The following is a 22367-nucleotide window of genomic DNA, read 5'->3' on the forward strand; positions in this document are numbered from 1 at the left end:
ACGCTTATGGGCATCAAATGTGGCATTGTCGGACTGCCCAATGTTGGCAAATCCACCCTGTTCAACGCCTTGACCAACGCCGGGATTGATTCCGAAAACTACCCGTTTTGCACCATCGAACCCAATGTGGGCGTGGTGCCGGTACCGGACCCGCGTGAACAGGCGCTGGCCGAGATCGTCAAGCCGGAGAAAACCATCCCCGCGACCGTGGACTTCATGGACATTGCCGGACTGGTCGAAGGGGCGTCCAAAGGCGAAGGTCTGGGCAATAAGTTCCTGGCCAATATCCGTGAAACCGATGCCATTGTCCAGGTGGTGCGCTGTTTTGAAAACGACGACATCGTGCATGTGGCTGGCAAAATCGATCCGATCAACGACATCGAAGTGATCAATATGGAGTTGGTGCTGGCGGACATGGAATCGCTGGAAAAAGCCTTGCAAAAGGTACAGAAAGTCGCCAAAAGCGGTGACAAACCGTCCATCGCAAAGCAGACTCTGTATGAAAAAGTCCTGGCCGAAGTCGAACAGGGCACCCTAGTGCGTTTGATTGAGATAAGCGACGACGAACGTGCGCTGCTCAGTGATCTGCACCTGTTGACCACCAAACCCATGATGTATGTGGCCAATGTGAACGAAGACGGCTTTGAAAACAACACGGCGTTGGAAAAGGTTCGGGCTTTGGCCGAAGAGCAGGATGCCGTGGTGGTGCCGATCAGTGCCGAAATCGAAGAGCAGATTGCCGAGCTGGACGACGAGGACAAAACGGAATTTCTGGCGGAAATGGGTCAGGACGAACCGGGTCTGGATCGTTTGATTCGCGCGGCCTATGAATTGCTGGGGCTGCAAACCTATTTCACCGCTGGGGTCAAAGAAGTGCGGGCCTGGACCGTGAAAAAAGGGGCCACCGCGCCTCAGGCTGCTGGAGTGATTCACACCGACTTCGAAAAAGGCTTTATCCGCGCCGAAGTGACTGCCTACGACGATTACATCGAACATCAAGGCGATACGGGAGCCAAGGCGGCCGGCAAACAGCGTCTGGAGGGCAAGGAATACATTGTCCAGGACGGCGATGTGATGCATTTCCGCTTTAATGTTTGATTCGCGTGGTAAATCTTACCAGGCCTGGTGAAAATCACAAAAAACCGGGCCGAGGCTTGACAAGCCAATCATAAAATCTATAATACCCAGATCTTTCAAGGCTACATAGCTCAGCTGGTCAGAGCACATCACTCATAATGATGGGGTCGGTGGTTCAAATCCACCTGTAGCCACCATTCTTTCCTTTCAGATCCTTCTTTGCTTTTTCGCTTGCCCACATCGGGTTTTGCTTTTCATTCAATTTCCGTTTCAGTCGCCCTTCAGATACAGGGAGACGTGTGTGATTTTGCCGTCTTGGCCGGTTTTGTCGATCCTGGTCGAAGACAGGGCTTTGCTCAGAGCTGAAAAACGTTATGCTGACTGAAGTGTTTATTTTCAATGGAATCATCAAAGGAGAAAAACGCATGTTTTACCAATTGGACAGTGACAAATCGTTTGAACAAGCCGTGTCAGATTTGGAAGCCGCGGTCAAAAATCATGGGTTTGGGGTGTTGCACATTCATGATCTGGGATCGACCCTGCGCAGCAAAGGCCAGGCGTTTCAGGAAGAGTGCAAAGTATTGGAAGTCTGTCAGCCCGCTCAGGCCGCACGGGCGCTAAAGATTGATATGCGCTTGAACATGGCATTGCCCTGTCGCATTTCCGTCTATACCGAGAACGGCCAAACCAAAATCGGGATGGTCTCTCCCGGAAAAATGCTGGGCATGTTGTCGCAGGACACAGAACTGGCCCCTGTCGCAAGCGAGGTGGAGCAGAAAACCATCGAAATGATCAACGAGGCAAAGTGAGCGTCTGACGCACAAATTTTTCCGTGACTGGCAACTCTGTGCCAGTCCTTTTTTCTATGGTCTCCAATGCCAGCCGGTGTCGTGAAGCTGGCACTCAATTGGCCTGGCTTTGCTTTTCTTTGGGGAAGGTCAAAAGCTGGGCGTTGATGGCGACGATGACGGTGCTCAAACTCATCAATATGGCCCCAAGTGCCGGGCTGATCAGAATGCCCTGCTGGTAAAGCACACCGGCCGCGAGCGGAATGGCGACCACGTTGTAACCGGTGGCCCAGACAAAGTTTTGAATCATTTTCTGGTGCGTGGACTGGCCAAAACCAATCAGGCCCACCACGGACAGCGGATTGCTGTCGATCAGAATGATGTCGGCGGTCTCCGCTGCCACATCGGTTCCGGAGCCCACCGCAATCCCCACATCGGCGGCCGCCAGAGCGGGGGCGTCGTTAATGCCATCGCCCGTCATGGCGACGAACTCGCCCTGTTGCTGAAATTCGTGGATTTTCTCCAGTTTCTGATCCGGCAGCAGCCCGGCGTAATAGGCATCCAGCTGCAAAGTTTCACTGACTTTGCGAGCCACCTCCTCGTTGTCGCCGGTCATCATGCAGACCCGGATGCCCATGGCTTTGAGGGCTTTGACTGCGGCAAAGGCGTCTTCGCGAATTTCATCGTCCATGGCAATGCGGCCGGCCGGTCGGTCATCAATCAGAACAAAGACGCGCGTTTCTGTGGCATGCTTGTTTTCAGAGGTGTTTTGCTGGTCTGGTTGCGGCCACCGAATCCGATGGGCCTGCAAATACCCCGGCCCGACCACTTGCACTTTTTTGCCTTCGATTTGTGCTTTCACCCCTTCACCGGGAGAGCTAGAGAAGTCTTTCGCTTCGGGAAGCGTCATCTCCTGGTGATGCGCCTCTTCCACCAAGGCCACCGCAATTGGGTGTTCGGAACGGGCTTCGGCCGCGGCGGCCAGCTTGAGGAGCTCGTCATCGGACCATTCATCGGTAACGCTTTGGCATTGGGTGACCCCGAAGGTGCCCCTAGTCAGAGTGCCGGTTTTGTCAAAGGCGATGGTGGTGATGCGTCGGGTGTCTTCAAACGCTGTGCGATTGCGGATCAGCAGGCCGTTGCGGGCCGACATGGAGATGGAATTGGCGACCACCAGAGGCACCGCCAGACCCAGCGCATGCGGGCAGGTGATGACCATGACGCTGGCCATGCGCTCCAGCGCAAACACCAAAGTCTGCCCCAGTGACACCCAGGCAACCAGGGTGGCGAACCCGGTGGTCAAGGCAATGATGGTCAGCCAGAAAGCGATGCGATCGGCCAGGTTCTGGGCCTTGGATTTTTTTTCCTGGGCCTGATGGACCATTTGAATCACTTTGTTGAGATACGCCTGTTCGCCAACCTGTTGTACCGCCACTGTGAGGGAACCGTTTCCGTTGAGGGTGCCGCCGATCACTTTTTGCCCGGTCTCTTTGGTGGTCGGCTTGGATTCGCCGGTGACCATGGCTTCATTGACCGAGCTTTTTCCTTCCACCACTTCGCCATCCACTGGGATTTTTTCGCCGGGCTGAACGCGTACCTGATCGCCCGGTTTGAGCTCATCGATGGGCACGTCCTCAGTGGTACTATCCTGGCCAAGTTTTCGGGCCTTGGTTGGGAGCATGGCCACCAAGGTTTGCAGCGATTTGGAGGCATTGATCACGGACCGCATTTCGATCCAGTGGCCCAGCAGCATAATGTCGATCAGGGTCACCAACTCCCAGAAAAAGGTCTTGCCTTCCATGCCCAGAACCGTGGCGGCACTGTAGGCGAAAGCCACCGTGATCGCGACGCCAATCAACGTCATCATGCCCGGGGCTTTGTTCTGGAGCTCGTTTTTGAGGCCGGTTAGAAAGGGCCAGCCGCCGTAAAAATACACTGCGGCCCCCAGCGCAAACAGCACCCAGTCGGAAAAAGGAAATTGAAACTGGAACCCCAACAACCCTTGAACCATGGGGGAGAGCAACAGAACCGGCAGGGTCAGCAGCAATGAGACCCAGAACCGTTGGCGAAAATCGCGAATCATCATCCGGTGGTGTTCGGTGTGATCGTGATGTTTGCTGTGATCATGGTGGTTGTGATGGCTGTCGTGATTGTGGTGCGAATGCGACGAATCGGAATGAGCGTGCATACTCCCTCCTTTGTGGGTCTGGCCGCCTGTCGGACTTAAGCCCGACAGGCGGCCAGGCAGAAAACATGGTGCCTTGTCCGTCAGGGCGGACGGGCGTTTTTCAGCGGTGCTGGTTGCCGTTGGTTTTCCCGTTTTCAGTCCAACATACCAAAAAAACGGTGGCGGTCAATGAAAAGCGCACACTTTTGGGGTTTTTGCTTGACGCTCTTGCCATGCTGTCGGTAAACTCTCTTCGTTTATTTGTTTAGTTAAGGAGTAAGTATTATGGCCCTGGAACACCACGATCTGGCGCACGAATTTCCGGAATTGAAAGATCGGATTCATGAACTGAAAATGAACGATGCGCACTTTCATAAACTGTTTGACCAGTATGATGAAGTGACCACCAAGATCGAAGCGCTGGAAAAAGAAGAATCGCCTGTGGCTGATGAAACCATGGAAGATTTGAAAAAGCAGCGACTGGCGCTGAAAGACGATTTGTATGCAATGCTGAAAGGGTAAACGATTTACTGATATGAATCGGTAATCAGTTCAGGCCCGCTTAATGCGGGCTTTTTTGTGGGTGACGGATCGGCAATCAGTAGCCGATGTCGTCATGATGGGATTGCGGAATGGCTTCGGAGCCGGGCAACAGGTACCACATCAGATAGTCCACGACCATGGGCACCATGACCGAGTGTCTGTTGTCGGTGTCCTGCAGTTTCCGGCGGATGGCTTGCTTCAGTTCCGAACGGTTGGACGTGTCCATGATGATGTCGATGCCTTCGCCGTATTTGTCGAGCGCTTCTTCAAAGTCGGGAAAGTTGGGAATGCCGCGCTGTTCCACGTTTTTAAGCAGTGGGTTGTTCATGTTGGGTTCGCTGACGCCGATGATTTCCACATGCTCCGGGTTCATATTGCTGAACTGTTCATAGAATTTACCGCCGATGCGGCCCAGGCCGATCATCAGTATGGTGATTTTGCGCATGGGTATTGCTCCTCGTTGCATTAATGGATATCTCGCGGTATGAAAAACCGAAGATCTGTTTCAGAGTGCAACGAACATTCTGTCGGTTGTGCCGAAAAGGACCCGAGTGCTGTGAGTCACTTTGTTATGATTTATTCGGTGAGTATAACCGATTTTTGACGTAGGTGAACATTGTATGCGCGTTGTTACGCAAAGAATTATTTATTGGTCAGCAGGTTTTTTTATCACCCGGCGCGGCGCGGTCAGTCTCTGGCTGGGTTGGATGCTGGTGTGGCCGTTTTCGGCGAATGCCTATACGCAACCGTGTGAATTGGTGGCGCAGCTGGCCGGGGCGCCGTATCAGGTGCAGCCTGATCACATGGCGACTCTGCAGCCTCCCGATCTGTGGCAGGCGCAACCGCAACGGGCACCGGCCTTGCTGCAACGCAACGGGGCCTGGTTTGTTTATCAGAGCGAACGGCCCTGGTTTGAACGTGACGCCTGTGCGCCGTTTCAGCAGACTGTCGATGGCCAGACGGTGAACTGGGTGCCGGTGGTGTTGAACCGGCAAACCGGGGTCAATGCGGTGGTGACAAGCCGTTTTGTGATCAAGGTGCGCAAGCAACGCGATCTGGAAGTATTGAGCCGACGTTACGGTTTCAATCTGATCACGCGTTTGCCCAACCGGTTTACCGCGGTGTTTGATGTGGGGCAACCGGCCTCGTACGACGCCTTGCTGGAAACACTGGACCGCGATCAGGACGTCGAATACGCCGTGCCGATTGTGTCCGAGCCCTGATGTTCGCAGCCAGTTCGATGCTTTTTTCACCAGGCCTGGTGAAAAAGGGGGTTAACCCGAATATTTCACAAATTTGCACCGATCTCGCTTGCCCCTTGATTCCACAAGGCATATTTCCTCAGTCGGCCGTAATCGCCGATACGGCACTCCTTCAAAAATCACCTTGTGAAAACAAGTTCCTGCGCGACCTCAGCACAAATCCATGAAACATTCGGGTTAAGGCGAGGGTGCGTGAGGTCTGAGCAGGTCAGGCCTTGGTCTGGCGGGAAAATTCGTCCAGACTGATTTCAATGTGCCCGGATTTGTCCCGGTTGGGACCTTTGGTCACCTCTTCGGCCGCCCAGGCGTGGCCTTGCACCACCTCAAAGGTGGCTGGAATCCGGCCATCGCTTTGCTGACGAAAGCCTTCGTAGGCGCTCAGCATTTTCTGAAAGCGGGTTTTACCGGTCAGGCCGTGGGCGCGTCCCTGACTGGCATTGGTAGCCCCAATGGCTTTCAGATCCTTGAGCACGCCCATTGGCTGATCGTAGGTCAGGGTGAAATGGCTGGTGTCCATCACCGGCTGGCCAAACCCGTTTCGAATCAACGCATCGCCTAGATCGTGCATGTCGATAAAGGTGCTGACATGGTCGCGGGCATCCACATTTGACCAGGCCTGGCGCAGTTCGGTCAGGGTGTCGGGGCCGAAAGAGCTGAACATCAGCAGTCCTTCGGGTCGCAGCACTCGGCGGATTTCGGCAAATACTCGGTCCGGGTCATCACACCATTGCAGCATCAGATTGGTCATCACCAGATCCACGCTCTGGTCTGCCAGCGGCAGGGCGTGGGCGTCGGCATTGAGCAGACGGGGCGTCGGGCGTCTGCCAAACGGGGCCTGCCACCAGCGTGGTCGCTGTGCGTGCAGCCGCTGGTTTGCCGCTTGCAGCATCTGGGGAGACAGGTCCAGCGCCAGCAGTTGGGCGCCTGGGTAGCGGCGTTGCAGTTTGGCCGAAAGAAACCCGGTGCCTGCGCCCAGATCCAGCATTCGGTCCGGGGTCAGTGTGACCAGTTGCAGACGCTGGTCCATGTCTTCGGCAATCCGCTTTTGCAGGACGGCGGCCTCGTCATAGGTGCGGGCGGCCTGGTTGAAGTGGTGTTGAATGTGGTCGCGACGGTATTTAAGCATGGGCGTATTCTAGTGTATAAATCCATTGATGGCCCGGGCCGTTGCTTCGGGATGAGAGAAAAATGGCATGTGTCCGGCGCCGGGCAGAATCTCTATCTGCGCGTGAGGTTGCAGTTCGGGCAGGGTCTGGCGCAAGCTCACCGGTATCAGCGGGTCGTTTTCCCCAAACAGCCACAGGGTCGGCAGGGTCAGAGCTGGCAACAGGTCGCGGTTGTCGAGGTCACGCAGCAGTATCAACCCTTGCATCAGACCTTGGTAACTGGGCAGATGGCGTTTGCCCAGATGGGCTTTGAGTTGTTTCACCAAAGGCCGGGCGTTGTCGGAGCCTTGCAGCTGCAGGTTCCAGAACTGCTTGACCACCCGGCTGGTTTCGATGGCCAGGGCATGGATGAAGTCGCTCATCAGTTTGGGGCTGACCGCTTTGCGCCAACCATCGTTCTGGACAAAACGCGGGGTGCTGGCCAGACAGATCAGGGATTGGATGCGTTTTGCCGATTCGGGCTGTTGGGCGCGCCAGGCCAGCCTTTGTGCCAGCATGCCTCCCAGCGACCAGCCCAACAGGTGCGTCTGTTCGGGCAAGCCCTGCCACAAGCTGTCCAGCCAGGCTTGCATCTGTTGGTCGGCGGGCTGTTCCGGCAATGCCGGACATTGACCGAAACCGGGCAGCTCCATCAGCACCAGTTGAAATCGGTCGCCAAAATGGGTCTGGGCCCAGTCTTCCCAAATGGCGTTTTCCGCCGCCCAGCCATGAATCAGGGTCAGGACCGGGGCCTCAGGATCTGGGTTGCCGAGTCGGGTCAGTCGGATGGTCACGATTCGGTTCCTTGTGCGGTTTTCTGTGCGGCTTCCTGGAGGGTGCAGGTTTTGGCCAGGGTGTCGATCAGCCGGTCAATCTGTGCCGGGGTGTGGTCGGCACTGAGGGTGATGCGCAGACGGGCCGAGCCTTTGGGTACGGTTGGGGGGCGGATGGCACCGACCCAGAAACCGGCGGCTTTGAGGCAGTCGGCCAGCGCCATGGTCCGGGCATTGTCGCCGATCAGAAGGGGTTGAATCGGGGTGTGCGAAGGCATCAAAGGCAGCTGCATGGCCCGGGCCTGTTGGCGAAAATGCCGGATGTTGTGGTGCAGCCGTTGGCGGCGCGCTGCGTCGTTGCGTACCTGTTTCAATGCCGCCCGTGACGCTTCGGCGATGACCGGCGAGGAGGCAGTGGTGTAAATGTAAGGTCGGGCCAGTTGGATCAGGGCTTCGATCACATGGCTGCTGCCGGCGACAAACGCGCCGGCGGTGCCGAATGCTTTGCCCAGTGTGCCCACCTGCACCGTATTGGCGTCGGGTGTCAGACCCAAATGGTCAAAACTGCCCCGACCCTGATCGCCCAGCACACCGAAACCATGGGCATCGTCCACAAACAACCAGGCCTGGTAAGTTTGGCACAATGCCTGAATTTCGGCCAATGGAGCAAGGTCGCCATCCATGCTGAACACCCCGTCTGTGACCACCATGGCTTGTTGTCCGGCCTGCTGCGCCTGTTGCAGACGCCGCGACAGAGCAGTCATGTCGGCATGGGCATAGCGCTTGAGTTCGGCGGCACTCAAACGGGCACCATCCAGCAGGGAGGCGTGGTTGAGCTTGTCGGCCACAATCCGATCGCCTTTTTCGGTCAGAACCTGTTGTACGGCCAGATTGGCCATGTAACCGGTGGAAAACAGCAGGGTGCGTTCGACGCCCAGCCAATCGGCCAGTTCGTCTTCCAACAGGTGATGACTCAGATGATGGCCGCTAATCAGATGGGCCGCGCCACTGCCGACACTGTTGCTGTTGTTATTTAAGGCCTGACGGGCGGCGTCCTTGATCGCCGGGTGATTGGCCAGCCCCAGATAGTCGTTGGAAGCGAAATTCAATGTGGCCAGCCCGTTGATCTGGGTGCTGACACTTTGGGGCCGGGTGGTCAGCGGGCGCTGACGCCACAGGCCCTGTTCACGCTGCCGGGCCAGGCGTTCACTCAGGCGTTGTGACAGGGGAGTGGGGGACGTCATTAAGGATCAGGCCGTGAGTTCGGTGATCTGCGCCGCCAGTTTTTCGGCCTGAGCCTGCGCTTGTCGGTCGGTCTGCTTGTGAATGCCCAGTCTGGCAAACAAACGCTCGTCGTGACCGGCTTCCGGGTTTTCAGTGGTCAGCAGCTTGTCGCCATAAAAGATGGAGTTGGCTCCGGCCAGGAAGCACAGAGCCTGGGCTTCGTCGGGCATTTCCATGCGCCCGGCAGACAGGCGCACATAGGTTTTGGGCATGGTGATCCGTGCCGCGGCGATCACGCGGATGAATTCAAAGGAATCGGTTTTGCCTTTCATGTGTGCCAGCGGCGTGCCTTCAATCGGTACCAGCAGATTGATGGGCACCGAATCCGGGTGATAGCGCAGGGTGGCGAAGGTGCGGATCAGTTCGGCCCGGTCTTTATGAGCTTCGCCCATGCCGATGATGCCGCCGGAACAGACGTGAATCCCCGCCTGCTGGACCTTGTCGATGGTGTCGAGCCGGTCCTGATAATTGCGTGTGGTGATGATTTTGGGATAGAAGGCTTCGGAGGTGTCGAGGTTGTGATTGTAGTAATCCAGTCCGGCGTCCTTGAGTTGGCGCACCTGATCGTCGCTGAGCATGCCCAGAGTGAGACAGGTTTCCAGTCCCAGGTTTTTGACCACGCGCACCATTTCCAGCACTTTGGGAAAGTCTCTTTTGCTGGGGTTGCGCCAGGCCGCGCCCATGCACAGACGGGTCGCGCCTTTTTCTTTGGCGGCGACGGCCTGTTCAATCACTTCCTGCACGTCCATCATGTGCTCTTTTTCCACCTCGGTGCGATTGCGCGCGCTTTGCGAACAATAGGCGCAATCTTCGGCGCAGCCCCCGGTTTTGATGTTGACCAAGGTGCTGGTCTGCACTTCATTGGGATCAAAATACTGGCGATGCACCGTCTGGGCCTGAAAGATCAGGTCGTTGAAAGGTTGGTTCATCAGGGTCTGGATTTCTTCCAGTGTCCAGTCGTTGCGAATGTCGCCCAGTGCCATAATGGAATCTGCCTTCGGTTAAAATCTGATAAAGTTTTTTTTTGCACGAATCGAAGAACTCGACGAATGGCCGAGAAATCAAAAACGGCTGAATACCCAGTCATTTGTCGTGGTTTTGATTTTGTATTAACCCCGAATGTATCATGAATTTGTGCTGAGGTCGCGCAGGAACTTGTTTTCACAAGGGAATTTCCGAAGAAGTGCCGTATCAGCGATTACGGTCGACTGAGGAAATATGCCTTGTGGAATCAAGAGGCAAGCGAGATCGGTGCAAATTTGTGAAATATTCGGGTTAAGCTCACATTATAACGGATCAGCACTGGGACATCATGCCGAAAGCGCACAAGCCGTCAACGGGCCATTGGACGCCGTTGACGCCTGAAAAAAACGGACTTTCCTCTCTGGCCTCCCGTCTGCGCGGCGTGAGCGAATGGGTGTTTCCGCCCACCTGTGCCCGTCAAGGTGTGTTGACCGACGCGGTGGATCTGTCGGCGGAGGAAGTCGCCGCCTTGAGTGTGCCCGGGGACGAAGGCGAATCCCTGTGTCCACAATGTCTGGCACCGATGCCCGCCGAGGTGGGACGGATTTGCGGTCGCTGTCTGCAAACGTCGCCGCCGTTTGAGCAAACGCTGGCGGCGTTTCGCTACGAAGGCACCGCCAAAGAATTTGTCCAGGCTTTGAAATACGGCCCCGATCTCAGCTATGGGCAGGTGATGGCGCAGTTATGGCGGCGGCGGCTCACAGAGATGGCCGCTCACGCGGAGGCCTGCACGGCCGGTCCCATTTACCTGATTCCGGTGCCGTTGCACCCGCAACGGTTGCAGCAACGGGGCTTCAATCAGTCTCTGGAACTGGCGAAATTGCTCTGTCAGGTCGGTGAAGACCCCCCGTTTGTTTTGTGCCGGGACTGGGTTCGGCGGCGGCATGACACGCCTTCGCAGGCAGGGTTGTCGGCCAGAGCGCGGCAAGCCAATTTAAAACGGGCGTTTGCGCTGACCGCTGCGGGCGAGCGGCAATTGGCCGGGTTGGAGAGCGGCACGGTGGTGTTGCTGGACGATGTGATGACCACAGGCAGCACTTTGTTTCATCTGGGGTCGGTTTGCCGTCGGGCCAATGCCGACATCCCGCTGCAAAGCTGGGTGTTTGCGCGCGCCAATCCGCCTTGATTCGTCGCTCCGGTCAGCGTTTCAGCGCCCGCAGCCATTTCCACAGATTGAGCAGGCTCGACAGGGACGCGGCCACATAGGTCATGGCACAGGCCCAGAGAATCCGTCGCGCTTTTTTCAAATCCGATCTGGACAGGTAGTCCCCGTCTTTGAGAAGCGGCAGCGCACGTTGATAGCTGGCATCAAATTCCACCGGCAGGGTCGACAGGTGAATGATCACTGGCACGCCCATGGCAATGAACCCGGCCCCGAAGGTGGCCAGCCCGATCAGGGGCGTGTGCATCAGGGGAATCAGAAACGGGGTCGCCATCAGGGCCATGCCGCTGAATTTCTGCATCCACAGCGAACGCTCAACCAGAACGGTGCGCTGGATAAACGGTTCGTAGCCGTTTTTGTCCTGAATCGCATGACCGATTTCATGCGCCGCCGTGGTGATGGCGGTCAGAGAGTTGCTGTGGTAGTTGGCTTCGCTCAGCCGGACCACCTTGTCGATGGGATCGTAGTGATCGCCTTCGGGGGTGATTTCCACCCGGATCGGCAAATCGTATTTGCGGGCCAGATGTTCGGCGAACTGGCCACCGGTGCCGGGGATGTCGGGATGCGGCTGGCTGTGTTTGTTGAGAATGTGGCGGGTGTACAGGCTGGGCAGGGTGGTCAATACGAACAGCCCGGCCAGACCGATCAGCAACCAGCCCATTCAGCGTGGCTCCGTGGTCCGGGAGACGCAGTTGAGGCGCTGATGGATGTCGGCATACTCAAGGGGGTGGGCCCAGGCAAGAGCGCTGGCCGAATCCGATAAGGGGGCGCAGGTCAATTGCGAGGAGGGACTCGGCCAGACCTGTGCCGGCAGAATGGGGCTGGGAGGCTGAAATCCGATTCGCTCACCGTCGCTCAGGCGCCAGCCATCCGCGAGATGGTAACGTTGGAGCCAGTTCCGGCGCAACGTTTCGCGCCAGGCGTGAGCGTTGCCTTTGGGGTTGAGGCGGGTTCGGCCCATGTCTTTGGTCGCCTGATCCCAGTTTTGCAATCCGTCCAGCATGAAACTGAGGTCCGCTAACTCGGCCTGACCAATGTTTGGAAAGGGCGATTCCACACCGATCGCAGCGGGCATCGCGTCCGACTGAAGCTGCTGCCACAGTGTCTGTGCCAGTTTTTGTCCGATCTGAAGGGTGGTCACAGTGGGCTGGTGACGGATGGCGGCGGCGTAGGCGGAGAGTAGCAGCCCATTCCACCCCAGCAGAGCTTTGTTGTCGACGGGGGCCTGAGTTCGGCTGCAGCCCAATTGCGTCCGAATCAACGGCCAGTGCTCGTCAATGGCGTCGCTGGGTTTGGGCAGCCAGCCGTCGGCAAAAGGCGGACTCTGGTTTAATGACCAGGCCTGGTGGACCTGCTTCCAGGCGTCGCTGGACAGATGCGGGCGCAGCGAGGTTTGCAGAGCGTCCAGTGACCACAGATAGTTGCCTCCTTCCCTGCCACTGGCGTCCAGAGCCGATTGGGAGCCGATGGCCAGTCCCAATGCGTCCACAAACAGGACGTTTTGCACATAATGCAGGGTTCGCTGGGCGGTCTGTAAAAAATCGGTGCGGTCGTATTCGGTGCTGGCCTGAAAATACAGGCGGGCCAGCATTGCCTGGGTATAAAGCATTTTTTCAAAATGCGGGGTCTGCCAGTCCGGGTCCACGCTGTAGCGGAAAAAGCCGCCGTGAATGTGGTCCTGCAGATGCTGGTTCTGCATCTGCTCCAGTGTCAGGAGCAGCCACTCGTTCAGAGCGTCATGCTCAGGCAGGTCGGGGTGCTGTTGCAGTATCGACAGCACCGTCAGCAATAATGGCGCGCGGGGAAATTTCTGTGTGCCGCTCAGGCCTCCGCTGAGTTCGTCGGCCTGCTTAAGCAGTTCACGGCTCAGATGACGGGCAAAGTTGTCGGGCGTGCGTTCTGACGGCGGTTGATGGTCCTTTTCCGGGGCGTCGGGCTGTCTGGCCTGCTGCACCAGTTCCCGGATGCGCTGAGGCTGGGTTTGCCAGGCCCGGACGCTGCGTTCCAGTGTCTGACGGAAGACATTGGGTTGCTGATAGACAAAGGCGACAAACGGGTCGCCTTCCGGTGTCAGAATCAGGTGCTGGGGCCAGCCTGCATGACCGGCCAGTTTGCGACTGGTATCGAGCATGGTCTGATCCAGCGCCGAATCCAGTTCGCGGTCGATTTTGACGGAAATGAAGTGCCGGTTCAGGTAGGCGGCGGTGTCGGACGACTGGTAGTTGTCGGCCTGCATGACATGGCACCAGTGGCAGGCATAATAGCCACTGGAAAGCAGAATCAGCTTGTCGTTTTTGCGGGCCCGATCCAGAACGGCGGGAGTCCAGAGCTGCCAGTCGACCGGGTCGTCGCCATGCATGGCCAGGTAGGCAGACGGGTGGTCTTTCAACGCGTTGGCGGCATAAGCCGGAGAAAGAATCCCCCAGCTTATGCCAATCAGAGCAATGATCCAGCAACACATCGGCCATAAAAAAGCCCCATTTGACCAGGCCTGGTTATTTTTTGGGCGACTCGTCATCATCGGGTTTGTCTGAGTCCCCGCGCTGGCGTTTGGACTGATCTTTTTCCAGTGCATCGAATTCGGCATCAATCTTTTCAAAGGCATCGTCCCATTCACTGTCGTCCCAGTCATCGTCAAGCTGATCGGCATAGCGGTCATCGAATTCCGGTTCTGTTTTGGTATTGGCCTGTTGGTCTGAGGTTGGTTGTGACCGATCGTCGTTCCCGTCGGTTTCGTCCTCATCCTCGTTTTTACGACGGGCCTTGACGATCATGCCGCCGATGATCACACCGGCTTCATACAGCAGCCAGACCGGTATGGCGAGCAGTGTCTGTGAAACAATGTCCGGCGGGGTCAGCAGCATGCCCAGCACAAACGCTGCGACCACAATGTAGGGGCGGGCATGCGCCATTTTTTCAGGGGAGGTCATGCCGGTGATGATCAGCAGCACCACCACAATCGGCACTTCAAACGCCAGGCCAAAGGCGAAGAACATTTTGATGACAAAGTCCAGATACAGGGCAATGTCGGTGGCCACAGTGACGCCTTCCGGGGCGGCGGTGGAAAGGAAACCGAACACCAGCGGGAAGACCACATAGTAGGCAAACAGCCCACCGGCATAAAACAGAAAGGAGCTGAAAAACAGCAAAGGCCCGATCAGACGTTTTTCGTGTTGATACAGGGCGGGAGCAATGAACCACCAGATCTGATACAGCAGATACGGCATGGCCAGGTAAATGGCCAGCACCAGACTCAATTTAAAGGGCGTCAGAAACGGGGAAGCCACGCCCGTGGCAATCATGCTGGTGCCTTCGGGCAAAAAGCGCGACAAGGGTTCGGAAATGTAAATATAGAGGTCGTTCGCAAAAGGGAACAGCGCAATAAACAGCACCAGTATGGCCAGTACGGCTTTGGTCACGGCATTGCGCAGGTCCAGCAGGTGGTGGACCAGTGACATTTCCTTGTCTTGGGGTGGCAGGGCGCCGTCGCTCATGGGGTCGTCCGTTTTTCTGTGGTATCGCTGTCAGACGAGGGTTCCGGCTTGGCAGGCGTTGAGTCTGTCGCATCGGCGGTGGTTGGTGGTGCCTCCGAACCGGTTGTGTCCGATGATTCCGAGGTTTCTGAATCTGGCGTGTTCGGTGGTTTGGGCTGGGCCGGAGCACGGTTGAACTGCGAAGGCGACACCTCGTCCAGCTCGCCGAACGGACGGGTGATGCCTTCGTTTTCCCGCAGGTCTTTTTCGATCTCGGAAAAATCCGTGTGCATGGAGCGGGAGATGTCTTCCAGCTCCTTGCGCTCCTGTTCCAGATTCATCGAACTCTGAAGCTCGCGAACCGTGTCATTGAGCTCGCTGTTTTCGCGAACGGAATGCACAAAACGTTTGGTCTTGCCCATGAATTGCCCGATTTTACGTGCGACTTCGGGCATACGCTCCGGGCCGATCACCAGCAGAGCGATCACCAGAATGATCATGATTTCGAGCATGCCGATATCAAACATCGCTTACACGTCCTTATGGCCGGTCAGGCCAGAGTGATTTCAGGCCTTGGGGGTTTTGTCCGTTGGCTCGTCGTCTGATTTCGTTTCTGACGTGGCTTTGTCGGCGTCTTTTTTCTCTTCGGCCTGGACGTCAAACACATTGTTGTCTTTTTCTTCCAGCTTGTCGTTCTCTTCTTTTTTGTCTTCTTCGGCGACGGCTTTTTTGAAGCCTTTGATCGCTCCGCCCAGATCGGAACCGACATTGCGCAGGCGCTTGGCGCCGAACAGAACCAGGACAATGGCCAGAATAATCAGTAGTTGCCAGATGCTAATACCCATGAGTGTGATCTCCGTTATGATCGGTCGAAAGAATAGCCGCTAATCTTAGCAGAAACGCCAAGCGCATGGCAATTTTGTGCGTTTTTCACCATGACAGCGTCATGGTAAATGCGGCTAATTGCCCAGTAAATGAATGTGAATGTGGAACACTTCCTGTCCACCGGATTCCCCGGTGTGAATCTGGGTTTTAAACCCGTCGAGACTCTGTGCCTGAGCCAGTTGCGGCAACAACAGCATCATGTGACCCATCAGATCCTTGTCTTCGGGGGCCAGGTCAAACAAGGTCGGGATCGGCTTTTTGGGGATCACCAGCAGGTGAACCCGTGCCTTGGGGTTGATGTCGTGAATCACAATGCACTTTTCGTCTTCGTGCACAATGTCGGCGGGAATTTCCCGGTCGATGATTTGACTGAAGAGGGTTTTTTCAGGTGTCATAGTTTTTTCCTGTTTGTTGATGAGGCCATTGAATTTGGCCGTCGTTGTATGAGAATCTTGTGAACACTCATAGTTGGATCACGCTATTGTGACCCTGATGACGCCTTTATTGGCGCCGGGCTTTTTCTTCGTGGCCGGATAGGCCAAAACGCCGTTCCAGTTCGCGGCTGACGTCCTGGGCACTGAGTCCCTGATGGTGCAACAGCACCAGTGTGTGAAACCACAGGTCGGCCACTTCGCCGATCAGGTGAGTTTGGTCCTGATGCTGAGTGACGCTGTGTTCCAGGTCCTTGGCAGCCATGACCGTTTCCGTGGCTTCTTCGCCCACTTTTTTCAGAATTTTGTCCAGTCCCTTATGATACAAACTGGCGACGTAAGAGTCATCCGGGGAGTCATTTTTGCGCGATTGCAGAACCTGATCCAGTTGCGTCAGAATGTCGTTGTCGGTCATAAACGCACCTCTATGCCCTGTTTTTGCATTCGGTTTTTGGCCTGTTCAATGGTGTATTCCCCAAAATGAAAAATACTGGCCGCCAGCACCGCTTCGGCATGGCCTTCTGTGACCCCGGCGCACAGGTGATCCAGATTGCCCACGCCGCCGGAAGCAATGACCGGAATCGGCACTGCGTCGGCAATGGCGCGGGTCAGCGCCAGATCAAACCCGGATTTGGTGCCGTCCTGATCCATGCTGGTCACCAGCAGTTCTCCGGCACCCAGTTCGGCCATTTTCCTAGCCCATTCCAGTGCGTCGATGCCCGTGGGCTTGCGCCCGCCATGGGTGAAGATTTCCCATTTGTCCGGGTCGCCGGGTGCGCTGACTTTTTTGGCGTCGATGGCGACCACAATGCACTGGGCGCCGAATTTGTCACTGGCTTCCTGCACAAAGCCGGGGTTGAAAATGGCGGCGGAGTTGATGGCCACCTTGTCGGCACCGGCATTGAGCAGGGTACGCACATTGTCAACGCTGCGAATGCCGCCGCCAACCGTCAGAGGGATGAACACCTGACTGGCCACGCTTTCGACCACGTGAATGATGGTGTCGCGGTCATGGGCCGTGGCGGTGATGTCCAGAAAGGTCAGTTCGTCGGCCCCCTGCTGGTCGTATTTTTTGGCGATTTCCACCGGGTCGCCGGCATCGCGAATGTCCACAAACTGAACGCCCTTGACCACACGACCATTGTCAACGTCCAGGCAGGGAATGATGCGTTTGGCCAGTGTCATGATGAGGTCGCTCCGGCAAGTTGTTGCGACAGCTGATCCGACAGGGTCTGTCCCTGTCCGAAGTCCAGTGTGCCTTCGTAGATGGCGCGCCCGGTGATGGCAGCGGTCACGCCGTCGGATTCGATTTGAGCCAGCGCCCGGATGTCGTCCAGATTGGTGATGCCGCCGGAAGCGATGATGGGGATGTTCAGTGCCTGAGCGAGTTTCTGGGTGGCCTCGATGTTGACGCCCTGCATCATGCCATCACGGCCAATGTCGGTATACACAATGGCTTCGACGCCGTCGTTTTCAAACCGTTTTCCCAGCGTCTCGACATGGTGGTCGGTGATTTCGGCCCAGCCATTGATGGCGACCTTGCCGTCCTTGGCATCCAGGCCGACAATGATGTGGCCGGGGAAGCGTTCGCAGGCCTGACGCACAAAGTCCGGGTCGTGAACGGCCTGGGTGCCGATGATGCAGTAACTGACGCCGGCATCCAGATAGGCTTCAATGGTGGCGAGGTCGCGGAGGCCGCCGCCGATCTGGATGGGGAGGTCGGGGTAGGCTTCGCGCACCTGATACACGGCACTGGCATTGACCGGTTTGCCGGCAAAGGCGCCATTCAGATCCACCATGTGCAGGCGTCTGGCACCCTGTTCGGTCCATTTCTGCGCCATGGCGACGATGTCGCCGGAAAAGACGGTGGCGTCGTTCATGTCGCCCTGACGTAGGCGGACGCATTGTCCATCCTTGAGGTCGATTGCGGGAATTAAAAGCATAGCGGTCCTTTGCGTTAGGTTCCTGACCAGTGCATGAAGTTTTTCAACAGATGCAGGCCTGAGTCGGCACTTTTTTCCGGATGGGCCTGAATGGCAAAGATGTTGTCCTGGGCAATGGCCGAGCAGAATGTTTGACCATGCGTGGTCTGGCCAGCAATGGTGTCGGCGGCCTCGGGTCGCACATAATAACTGTGAACAAAATAAAACCAGGCGTCCTGCTCGATGCCATGCCAGAGCGGGTGTTCCAGTGTCTGGTGAATGCGGTTCCAGCCCATGTGCGGCAGTTTCAGGCCGGGGTAGGGGGTCAGGTCGAAGCGATGGGTGTTTCCGGGTAGGCGATTGAGGCAGTCAACCCCCGCGTTTTCTTCGCTGTGTCCCATTAGCACTTGCAACCCCATGCAGATCCCCAGAAACGGCTTTTCGTTCGATGCCTTGAGAATGGCCTGATGCAGGCCAGCCTCGGTCAGTGCCTGCATGCAGGCACGGGCCGCACCCTGTCCCGGAAAAATCACGGCGTCGGCCTGGTCAATGCGTGCCGGGTCATGCGTGATTTCAATCCGGGTCTGGCTTGGGGCCACGGTTTGTGCGGCCTTGGCGACCGAGTTGAGGTTGCCCATGCCGTAATCGACCACGCACACGGTTTTGTGGTTGACGCCCGTTTCCACTTCCTTCATTTACAGGGCCCCTTTGGTCGAAGGAAGTTGGTCGGCCATGCGGGGGTCCGGGGACAGCGCCATGCGCAAGGCGCGTCCGAAGGATTTGAAAATGGTTTCTGCCTGATGGTGGGCGTTGTGACCGCGAAGGCAATCAATGTGCAGGGTGGCCTGGGCGTGATTGACAAATCCCTGAAAGAATTCCTGAACCAGCTGAGTCTCGAATTGTCCGATCTGTTCGCGCGTGAAGTCGGCTGCAAAGATCAGTCCGGGGCGCCCGGAAAGGTCGATCACGGTGCGTGACAAGGCTTCGTCCAGCGGCACATAGGCATGGCCGTAGCGCTGGATGCCTTTTTTGTCTCCCACGGCTTCCTTGACCGCCATGCCCAGAACAATGCCAATGTCCTCGACTGTGTGATGGTCGTCAATGTGGTTGTCGCCTTTGGCGGTAATGTTCAGATCGATCAGGCCGTGACGGGCAATCTGATCCAGCATGTGCTCAAAAAAAGGCACGCCAGTGTCAAACCGGCCGTTGCCTTCTCCGTCCAGGTTCAGTTCGATCCGTATCTGGGTTTCAAGCGTGTCACGCGTGATGGAAGCTTGGCGCATCATGAATAGACTCCCGCATTCGGTCGCGGACCCATGCCAACGTTTTGTGTACAGGTCACTGAGAAATGGCAATATTATAGCCGCCTGGCCATCGGGTGTGAATTTTTTTGCCAGGCCTGGTGGAAAAGGTGACGGGGTTGTGTGCGGGGTAAAGGGGCGTTTTCGTGCGTTATGAATGGCTTAGATATTTTTAATTGCGCTCATAAAAAAAATTTGCGTCAGCGTGATGATAAGCGCGGGCGGATTTTGCGATAATGTCGCGTGTTTTGATTTATCCCGGAAATTTCATAAATTTGCGCCAATATCGCGCAGGAGATTGTTTTTACAAGGAAATTTCTGAAGAAGTGTCGTATCCACGATTACGACCGACTGAAGAAATATTTCTTGTGGAATCAAGGGGCAAGCGAGATGGTGCATAATTTTATGAATTTTCCGGGTTATGACTTGGTTCGCCAAAGTCTGGGCTTTGAGCGTTTTAAAATTTGATCTGGATTAAGTTTTAGCGCGTTTTAAAACGGCCGGAAAAGGCCGAAGTCATTATAATGGCCGACGAGGAAACCGGCTTGTTTGAAAGCAAAGGCTTTCGTGGCAAGTTGAATTTTTGACTATAAGGGGGAATCCTTCCGATGGATACGACAGTAAAACCACAATACAATGATGGTGTGGTCAAGTACCTGACGGTCGGGGCAATTGTGTTTTTGGTGCTGGGTACCTTTCTGGGTACTTTTGCCGCTTCACAGCTTGCCTGGCCGGCGTTGAACTTTGACATCGCTGAAATCACGTTTGCGCGTCTGCGTGTGATGCACACCAATACCGTTATTTTTGCCTTCGGCGGCATGACCTTGATGGCCACGGCCTTCTATACCGTCCAGCGGACGAATGGGGTCAAGCTCTGGAGTAATGGCATGGCTTGGGTCACCGCCATTCTGTTTACGATTGGTTTGCTGCTGGTGGTGGTGACCATCTCACTGGGCATGACCACTGGTAAGGAGTACCACGAGCAGGAATGGCCGCTGGCGATTGCGATTGCGTTGGTTTGGACGCTTTACACCCTGAACTTCGTGATGACCATTGCGGCACGCAATAAAGAAACGCATCCCAATGTGTACGTGTCCAACTGGTTCTTCCTGGGGATGATGATTGCAATCACCTATCTGTATGTGGTGAACGGTCTGGCCATCCCTGTCTCGCTGTTCCGTTCCTATTCACTGTTTGGTGGTGTTCAGGATGCCATGATCCAGTGGTGGTGGGGCCATAATGCGGTTGGCTTTTTCCTGACAGCCGGTTTCCTGGGGATCATGTACTACTTTGTTCCCAAGCAGGCTCAACGTCCGATCTATTCCTACCGTCTGTCGGTGATTCACTTCTGGGCTCTGATGTTCGGTTATGTCTGGCTGGGTGCTCACCACCTGCAGTATACCGCTCTGCCTGACTGGACCGGGTCGCTGGGTGCGGTCATCTCACTGGCCATGATCATTCCGTCATGGGGTGGTGCGCTGAACGGGATGCTGACGCTTTCCGGTGCGTGGGACCGTTTGAGAACCGATTACATTCTGCGTTTCCTGATCATCGCCCTGGCGTTCTACGCAATGGCGACCTTCGAAGGGCCTGTTATGGCGGCGAAGACCGTTAACGCCCTGTCTCACTACACAGACTGGACAGTCGGTCACGTTCACTCCGGTGCACTGGGCTGGGTTGCCATGGTTTCCATCGGCGCTCTGTACCACATGGTGATGAAAATGTGGAACACCGAAATGTATTCCATGAAGCTGATCAACTTCCATTTCTGGTTGGCGACCATTGGCACCGTGTTCTACATCGTCGCGATGTGGGTGTCCGGTATCATGCAGGGCTTGATGTGGCGAGCGTATGATGAGTACGGCACACTGGCTTACACCTTTGCCGAATCGGTTGCTTCTATGCACCCATATTATGTGATGCGTGTCGTCGGTGGTGTCCTGTTCTTCTCAGGCGCGGTTGTGATGCTTTATAACGTCATTATGACCATCCGCACGGCAAACGCCCGACAGGAAGTGGGCACGACTGCCAACGCATAACAGCTACAAAAAGGTGGTGAGCCGATTGGCTTGCCACAAAATACATATGATGAGTTGAGGAGCATTAGACTCATGTCAGAGAATCAAAAGCCCAAAAACTTTCAGGAACGCCTGGAGCAGAACATCTTCGGCTTGTTCATGGTAACGGCACTGTCGGTTTCCATCGCCGGGATTGTTGAAATCGTCCCGTTGTTCTATCTCAAGGAAGCCGTAGATTACACCGAACAAACCGACAAATACGGGAACGTGAAAAACGAGAAATTCCCGGAATTGGTCTGGGAGCGTGAATTCACGATGGAGGATGGCCAGCTGGTGTCCGACAAAGCGCTTTACGAGCAGGACAAGAACGGTAACTGGATGGTTGCAGACTGGAAAGCGGGTGACGGGGTTCGTCCTTACACGCCTTTGGAACTGGCCGGTCGTGATATTTATCTGCGAGAAGGTTGCTACATCTGTCACTCTCAGATGATTCGTCCTTTCCGTGATGAACGCGAGCGTTATGGTCATTTCTCACTGGCGACCGAATCCATGTACGATCACCCGATGCAGTGGGGGTCCAAGCGTACCGGGCCGGATCTGGCTCGAGTCGGTGGCAAGTACTCCGATGAATGGCACGTTCTGCACCTGATGCGTCCTCAGGATATGGTGCCTGAATCCGTCATGCCAGCTTACCCCTGGTTGGCTGAAAACCCGATCAACAAAAGTTTCTTCGGAACCAAACGTGATATGGCCAAGCGTTTGACGGCTATGCGTACGTTGGGTGTGCCTTACACCGATGAAGAAATCGCCAATGCGGATGCCGCCATTGAGGGTTATACCGAAATGGATGCCATCGTCGCGTATATGCAGGTGCTTGGCACCATGGTGAAACTAGACGACAGCAAGTCTTACCGAGAGTGATATATGCTTGATTATTTCAAGACAGACTGGTCAGCCATGACGACCTCGGATTGGGTCGGGTTGATCATCACTGTTGCGGTATTCTTCGGAATGCTCATTACCTTCTGGCGCGCCCTGCGCCCCAGTAAGCGTAAAGAGCTGGAAGAAGAAAAATATAAAATATTGGACGACGATTAATTATTCTGAGGAGCA

Annotated in this window: 25 protein-coding genes and 1 tRNA gene; 9 read left to right on the forward strand and 17 right to left on the reverse strand. The window is 55.9% G+C overall.

Annotation, left to right across the window (positions count from 1 at the left end; genetic code table 11):
• Positions 1 to 6 precede the first annotated feature (6 nt).
• The 3 genes from ychF (at position 7) to A377_RS0106770 (ending at position 1886) form a co-directional block, all read left to right on the forward strand.
• Positions 7 to 1098: a redox-regulated ATPase YchF gene (gene ychF / locus A377_RS0106760; RefSeq protein ID WP_019895495.1), complete on the forward strand. Its 1092-nt coding sequence runs from the start codon at positions 7 to 9 to the stop codon at positions 1096 to 1098.
• 99 nt (positions 1099 to 1197) lie between these two features.
• Positions 1198 to 1274: transfer RNA gene (locus A377_RS0106765), tRNA-Met, on the forward strand.
• A gap of 228 nt (positions 1275 to 1502) precedes the next feature.
• The gene (locus A377_RS0106770; RefSeq protein ID WP_028485337.1) at positions 1503 to 1886 is read left to right on the forward strand and encodes a DUF302 domain-containing protein; all 384 of its coding nucleotides are present in this window, start codon (positions 1503 to 1505) and stop codon (positions 1884 to 1886) included.
• Between the two features lie 94 nt (positions 1887 to 1980).
• Here A377_RS0106770 and A377_RS0106775 read toward each other — a convergent pair whose 3' ends face one another.
• Positions 1981 to 4053 carry a heavy metal translocating P-type ATPase gene (locus tag A377_RS0106775; protein WP_019895497.1) on the reverse strand — a complete coding sequence of 691 codons (2073 nt, stop codon included), beginning with the start codon at positions 4051 to 4053 and terminating at the stop codon, positions 1981 to 1983.
• Between the two features lie 264 nt (positions 4054 to 4317).
• Between A377_RS0106775 and A377_RS0106780 the strand changes: the two genes are divergently transcribed.
• Positions 4318 to 4554: a YdcH family protein gene (locus A377_RS0106780; protein ID WP_019895498.1), complete on the forward strand. Its 237-nt coding sequence runs from the start codon at positions 4318 to 4320 to the stop codon at positions 4552 to 4554.
• Positions 4555 to 4630: 76 nt separating this feature from the next.
• Here A377_RS0106780 and A377_RS0106785 read toward each other — a convergent pair whose 3' ends face one another.
• Positions 4631 to 5020, reverse strand: a complete 390-nt coding sequence (locus A377_RS0106785) for a Gfo/Idh/MocA family oxidoreductase (protein WP_019895499.1) — start codon at positions 5018 to 5020, stop codon at positions 4631 to 4633.
• Positions 5021 to 5195: 175 nt separating this feature from the next.
• On the opposite strand from A377_RS0106785, the gene A377_RS0106790 reads away from it, so the two are divergent.
• Complete coding sequence (locus tag A377_RS0106790; protein WP_019895500.1) at positions 5196 to 5798, forward strand: hypothetical protein; 603 nt, start codon at positions 5196 to 5198, stop codon at positions 5796 to 5798.
• A 247-nt stretch (positions 5799 to 6045) separates the two neighbouring features.
• On the opposite strand, the gene bioC is transcribed toward A377_RS0106790, so the two are convergent.
• From bioC to bioB, 4 genes are read right to left on the reverse strand one after another with little or no spacing between them, the layout of a single operon-like run.
• Positions 6046 to 6963 carry a malonyl-ACP O-methyltransferase BioC gene (gene bioC / locus A377_RS0106795; protein ID WP_019895501.1) on the reverse strand — a complete coding sequence of 306 codons (918 nt, stop codon included), beginning with the start codon at positions 6961 to 6963 and terminating at the stop codon, positions 6046 to 6048.
• Between the two features lie 9 nt (positions 6964 to 6972).
• Positions 6973 to 7776, reverse strand: coding sequence for an alpha/beta fold hydrolase (locus A377_RS0106800; RefSeq protein WP_019895502.1), 804 nt, complete (start codon positions 7774 to 7776; stop codon positions 6973 to 6975).
• A complete protein-coding gene (bioF, locus tag A377_RS0106805) occupies positions 7773 to 8999 on the reverse strand; it encodes an 8-amino-7-oxononanoate synthase (protein ID WP_019895503.1) in 1227 nt (408 codons plus the stop codon). Before bioF ends, A377_RS0106800 begins: the two co-directional genes overlap by 4 nt.
• Positions 9000 to 9005: 6 nt before the next feature.
• Entirely contained in the window at positions 9006 to 10022 is a 1017-nt protein-coding gene (bioB, locus tag A377_RS0106810; protein ID WP_019895504.1) for a biotin synthase BioB, read from the reverse strand.
• A gap of 329 nt (positions 10023 to 10351) precedes the next feature.
• On the opposite strand from bioB, the gene A377_RS12120 reads away from it, so the two are divergent.
• Positions 10352 to 11188 carry a ComF family protein gene (locus A377_RS12120; protein WP_019895505.1) on the forward strand — a complete coding sequence of 279 codons (837 nt, stop codon included), beginning with the start codon at positions 10352 to 10354 and terminating at the stop codon, positions 11186 to 11188.
• 13 nt (positions 11189 to 11201) lie between these two features.
• Here the strand turns inward: A377_RS12120 and A377_RS0106820 are convergent, their stop codons facing one another.
• From A377_RS0106820 to hisB, 11 genes are all read right to left on the reverse strand, one after another.
• Positions 11202 to 11885, reverse strand: coding sequence for a zinc metallopeptidase (locus tag A377_RS0106820; RefSeq protein WP_019895506.1), 684 nt, complete (start codon positions 11883 to 11885; stop codon positions 11202 to 11204).
• Positions 11886 to 13685: a thioredoxin domain-containing protein gene (locus tag A377_RS12125; RefSeq protein ID WP_019895507.1), complete on the reverse strand. Its 1800-nt coding sequence runs from the start codon at positions 13683 to 13685 to the stop codon at positions 11886 to 11888.
• Positions 13686 to 13719: 34 nt separating this feature from the next.
• Positions 13720 to 14718, reverse strand: a complete 999-nt coding sequence (gene tatC, locus A377_RS0106830) for a twin-arginine translocase subunit TatC (RefSeq protein WP_019895508.1) — start codon at positions 14716 to 14718, stop codon at positions 13720 to 13722.
• Positions 14715 to 15224 carry a Sec-independent protein translocase protein TatB gene (gene tatB, locus A377_RS0106835; RefSeq protein ID WP_019895509.1) on the reverse strand — a complete coding sequence of 170 codons (510 nt, stop codon included), beginning with the start codon at positions 15222 to 15224 and terminating at the stop codon, positions 14715 to 14717. Before tatB ends, tatC begins: the two co-directional genes overlap by 4 nt.
• A 39-nt stretch (positions 15225 to 15263) precedes the next feature.
• A complete protein-coding gene (tatA, locus tag A377_RS0106840) occupies positions 15264 to 15542 on the reverse strand; it encodes a Sec-independent protein translocase subunit TatA (protein WP_019895510.1) in 279 nt (92 codons plus the stop codon).
• A 114-nt stretch (positions 15543 to 15656) separates the two neighbouring features.
• On the reverse strand, positions 15657 to 15977 hold the full coding sequence (locus tag A377_RS0106845; protein ID WP_019895511.1) for a histidine triad nucleotide-binding protein: 321 nt from the start codon (positions 15975 to 15977) through the stop codon (positions 15657 to 15659).
• Positions 15978 to 16083: 106 nt separating this feature from the next.
• A complete protein-coding gene (locus A377_RS0106850) occupies positions 16084 to 16428 on the reverse strand; it encodes a phosphoribosyl-ATP diphosphatase (RefSeq protein ID WP_019895512.1) in 345 nt (114 codons plus the stop codon).
• Positions 16425 to 17198 (reverse strand): imidazole glycerol phosphate synthase subunit HisF, encoded by a 774-nt coding sequence (gene hisF, locus A377_RS0106855; protein ID WP_019895513.1) that lies wholly within the window; start codon positions 17196 to 17198, stop codon positions 16425 to 16427. The genes A377_RS0106850 and hisF overlap by 4 nt, the downstream gene beginning before the upstream one ends.
• Positions 17195 to 17956, reverse strand: a complete 762-nt coding sequence (hisA, locus tag A377_RS0106860) for a 1-(5-phosphoribosyl)-5-[(5-phosphoribosylamino)methylideneamino]imidazole-4-carboxamide isomerase (protein ID WP_028485338.1) — start codon at positions 17954 to 17956, stop codon at positions 17195 to 17197. The genes hisF and hisA overlap by 4 nt, the downstream gene beginning before the upstream one ends.
• A 14-nt stretch (positions 17957 to 17970) precedes the next feature.
• The gene (gene hisH, locus A377_RS0106865; protein WP_019895515.1) at positions 17971 to 18630 is read right to left on the reverse strand and encodes an imidazole glycerol phosphate synthase subunit HisH; all 660 of its coding nucleotides are present in this window, start codon (positions 18628 to 18630) and stop codon (positions 17971 to 17973) included.
• Positions 18631 to 19218: an imidazoleglycerol-phosphate dehydratase HisB gene (hisB, locus tag A377_RS0106870; RefSeq protein ID WP_028485339.1), complete on the reverse strand. Its 588-nt coding sequence runs from the start codon at positions 19216 to 19218 to the stop codon at positions 18631 to 18633.
• 626 nt (positions 19219 to 19844) lie between these two features.
• Here hisB and ccoN point away from each other — a divergent pair.
• From ccoN to A377_RS13120, 3 genes are all read left to right on the forward strand, one after another.
• Complete coding sequence (gene ccoN, locus A377_RS0106875) at positions 19845 to 21275, forward strand: cytochrome-c oxidase, cbb3-type subunit I (RefSeq protein ID WP_028485340.1); 1431 nt, start codon at positions 19845 to 19847, stop codon at positions 21273 to 21275.
• Positions 21276 to 21347: 72 nt separating this feature from the next.
• Positions 21348 to 22175: a cytochrome-c oxidase, cbb3-type subunit II gene (gene ccoO, locus A377_RS0106880; RefSeq protein ID WP_019895518.1), complete on the forward strand. Its 828-nt coding sequence runs from the start codon at positions 21348 to 21350 to the stop codon at positions 22173 to 22175.
• Between the two features lie 3 nt (positions 22176 to 22178).
• Positions 22179 to 22352: a cbb3-type cytochrome c oxidase subunit 3 gene (locus A377_RS13120; RefSeq protein ID WP_019895519.1), complete on the forward strand. Its 174-nt coding sequence runs from the start codon at positions 22179 to 22181 to the stop codon at positions 22350 to 22352.
• Positions 22353 to 22367 lie beyond the last annotated feature (15 nt).

It is taken from the genome of Hydrogenovibrio halophilus DSM 15072 (genome assembly GCF_000384235.1).
In the GTDB taxonomy this organism is placed as follows: Bacteria; Pseudomonadota; Gammaproteobacteria; order Thiomicrospirales; family Thiomicrospiraceae; genus Hydrogenovibrio; species Hydrogenovibrio halophilus.

Coding starts and splice junctions, on each gene's coding strand:
- ychF (WP_019895495.1), top strand. CDS start 7: ATGGGCATCAAATGTGGCATTGTCGGACTGCCCAATGTTGGCAAATCC.
- A377_RS0106770 (WP_028485337.1), top strand. CDS start 1,503: ATGTTTTACCAATTGGACAGTGACAAATCGTTTGAACAAGCCGTGTCA.
- A377_RS0106775 (WP_019895497.1), bottom strand. CDS start 4,053: ATGCACGCTCATTCCGATTCGTCGCATTCGCACCACAATCACGACAGC.
- A377_RS0106780 (WP_019895498.1), top strand. CDS start 4,318: ATGGCCCTGGAACACCACGATCTGGCGCACGAATTTCCGGAATTGAAA.
- A377_RS0106785 (WP_019895499.1), bottom strand. CDS start 5,020: ATGCGCAAAATCACCATACTGATGATCGGCCTGGGCCGCATCGGCGGT.
- A377_RS0106790 (WP_019895500.1), top strand. CDS start 5,196: ATGCGCGTTGTTACGCAAAGAATTATTTATTGGTCAGCAGGTTTTTTT.
- bioC (WP_019895501.1), bottom strand. CDS start 6,963: ATGCTTAAATACCGTCGCGACCACATTCAACACCACTTCAACCAGGCC.
- bioF (WP_019895503.1), bottom strand. CDS start 8,999: ATGACGTCCCCCACTCCCCTGTCACAACGCCTGAGTGAACGCCTGGCC.
- bioB (WP_019895504.1), bottom strand. CDS start 10,022: ATGGCACTGGGCGACATTCGCAACGACTGGACACTGGAAGAAATCCAG.
- A377_RS12120 (WP_019895505.1), top strand. CDS start 10,352: ATGCCGAAAGCGCACAAGCCGTCAACGGGCCATTGGACGCCGTTGACG.
- A377_RS0106820 (WP_019895506.1), bottom strand. CDS start 11,885: ATGGGCTGGTTGCTGATCGGTCTGGCCGGGCTGTTCGTATTGACCACC.
- A377_RS12125 (WP_019895507.1), bottom strand. CDS start 13,685: ATGTGTTGCTGGATCATTGCTCTGATTGGCATAAGCTGGGGGATTCTT.
- tatC (WP_019895508.1), bottom strand. CDS start 14,718: ATGAGCGACGGCGCCCTGCCACCCCAAGACAAGGAAATGTCACTGGTC.
- tatB (WP_019895509.1), bottom strand. CDS start 15,224: ATGTTTGATATCGGCATGCTCGAAATCATGATCATTCTGGTGATCGCT.
- tatA (WP_019895510.1), bottom strand. CDS start 15,542: ATGGGTATTAGCATCTGGCAACTACTGATTATTCTGGCCATTGTCCTG.
- A377_RS0106845 (WP_019895511.1), bottom strand. CDS start 15,977: ATGACACCTGAAAAAACCCTCTTCAGTCAAATCATCGACCGGGAAATT.
- A377_RS0106850 (WP_019895512.1), bottom strand. CDS start 16,428: ATGACCGACAACGACATTCTGACGCAACTGGATCAGGTTCTGCAATCG.
- hisF (WP_019895513.1), bottom strand. CDS start 17,198: ATGACACTGGCCAAACGCATCATTCCCTGCCTGGACGTTGACAATGGT.
- hisA (WP_028485338.1), bottom strand. CDS start 17,956: ATGCTTTTAATTCCCGCAATCGACCTCAAGGATGGACAATGCGTCCGC.
- hisH (WP_019895515.1), bottom strand. CDS start 18,630: ATGAAGGAAGTGGAAACGGGCGTCAACCACAAAACCGTGTGCGTGGTC.
- hisB (WP_028485339.1), bottom strand. CDS start 19,218: ATGCGCCAAGCTTCCATCACGCGTGACACGCTTGAAACCCAGATACGG.
- ccoN (WP_028485340.1), top strand. CDS start 19,845: ATGGATACGACAGTAAAACCACAATACAATGATGGTGTGGTCAAGTAC.
- ccoO (WP_019895518.1), top strand. CDS start 21,348: ATGTCAGAGAATCAAAAGCCCAAAAACTTTCAGGAACGCCTGGAGCAG.
- A377_RS13120 (WP_019895519.1), top strand. CDS start 22,179: ATGCTTGATTATTTCAAGACAGACTGGTCAGCCATGACGACCTCGGAT.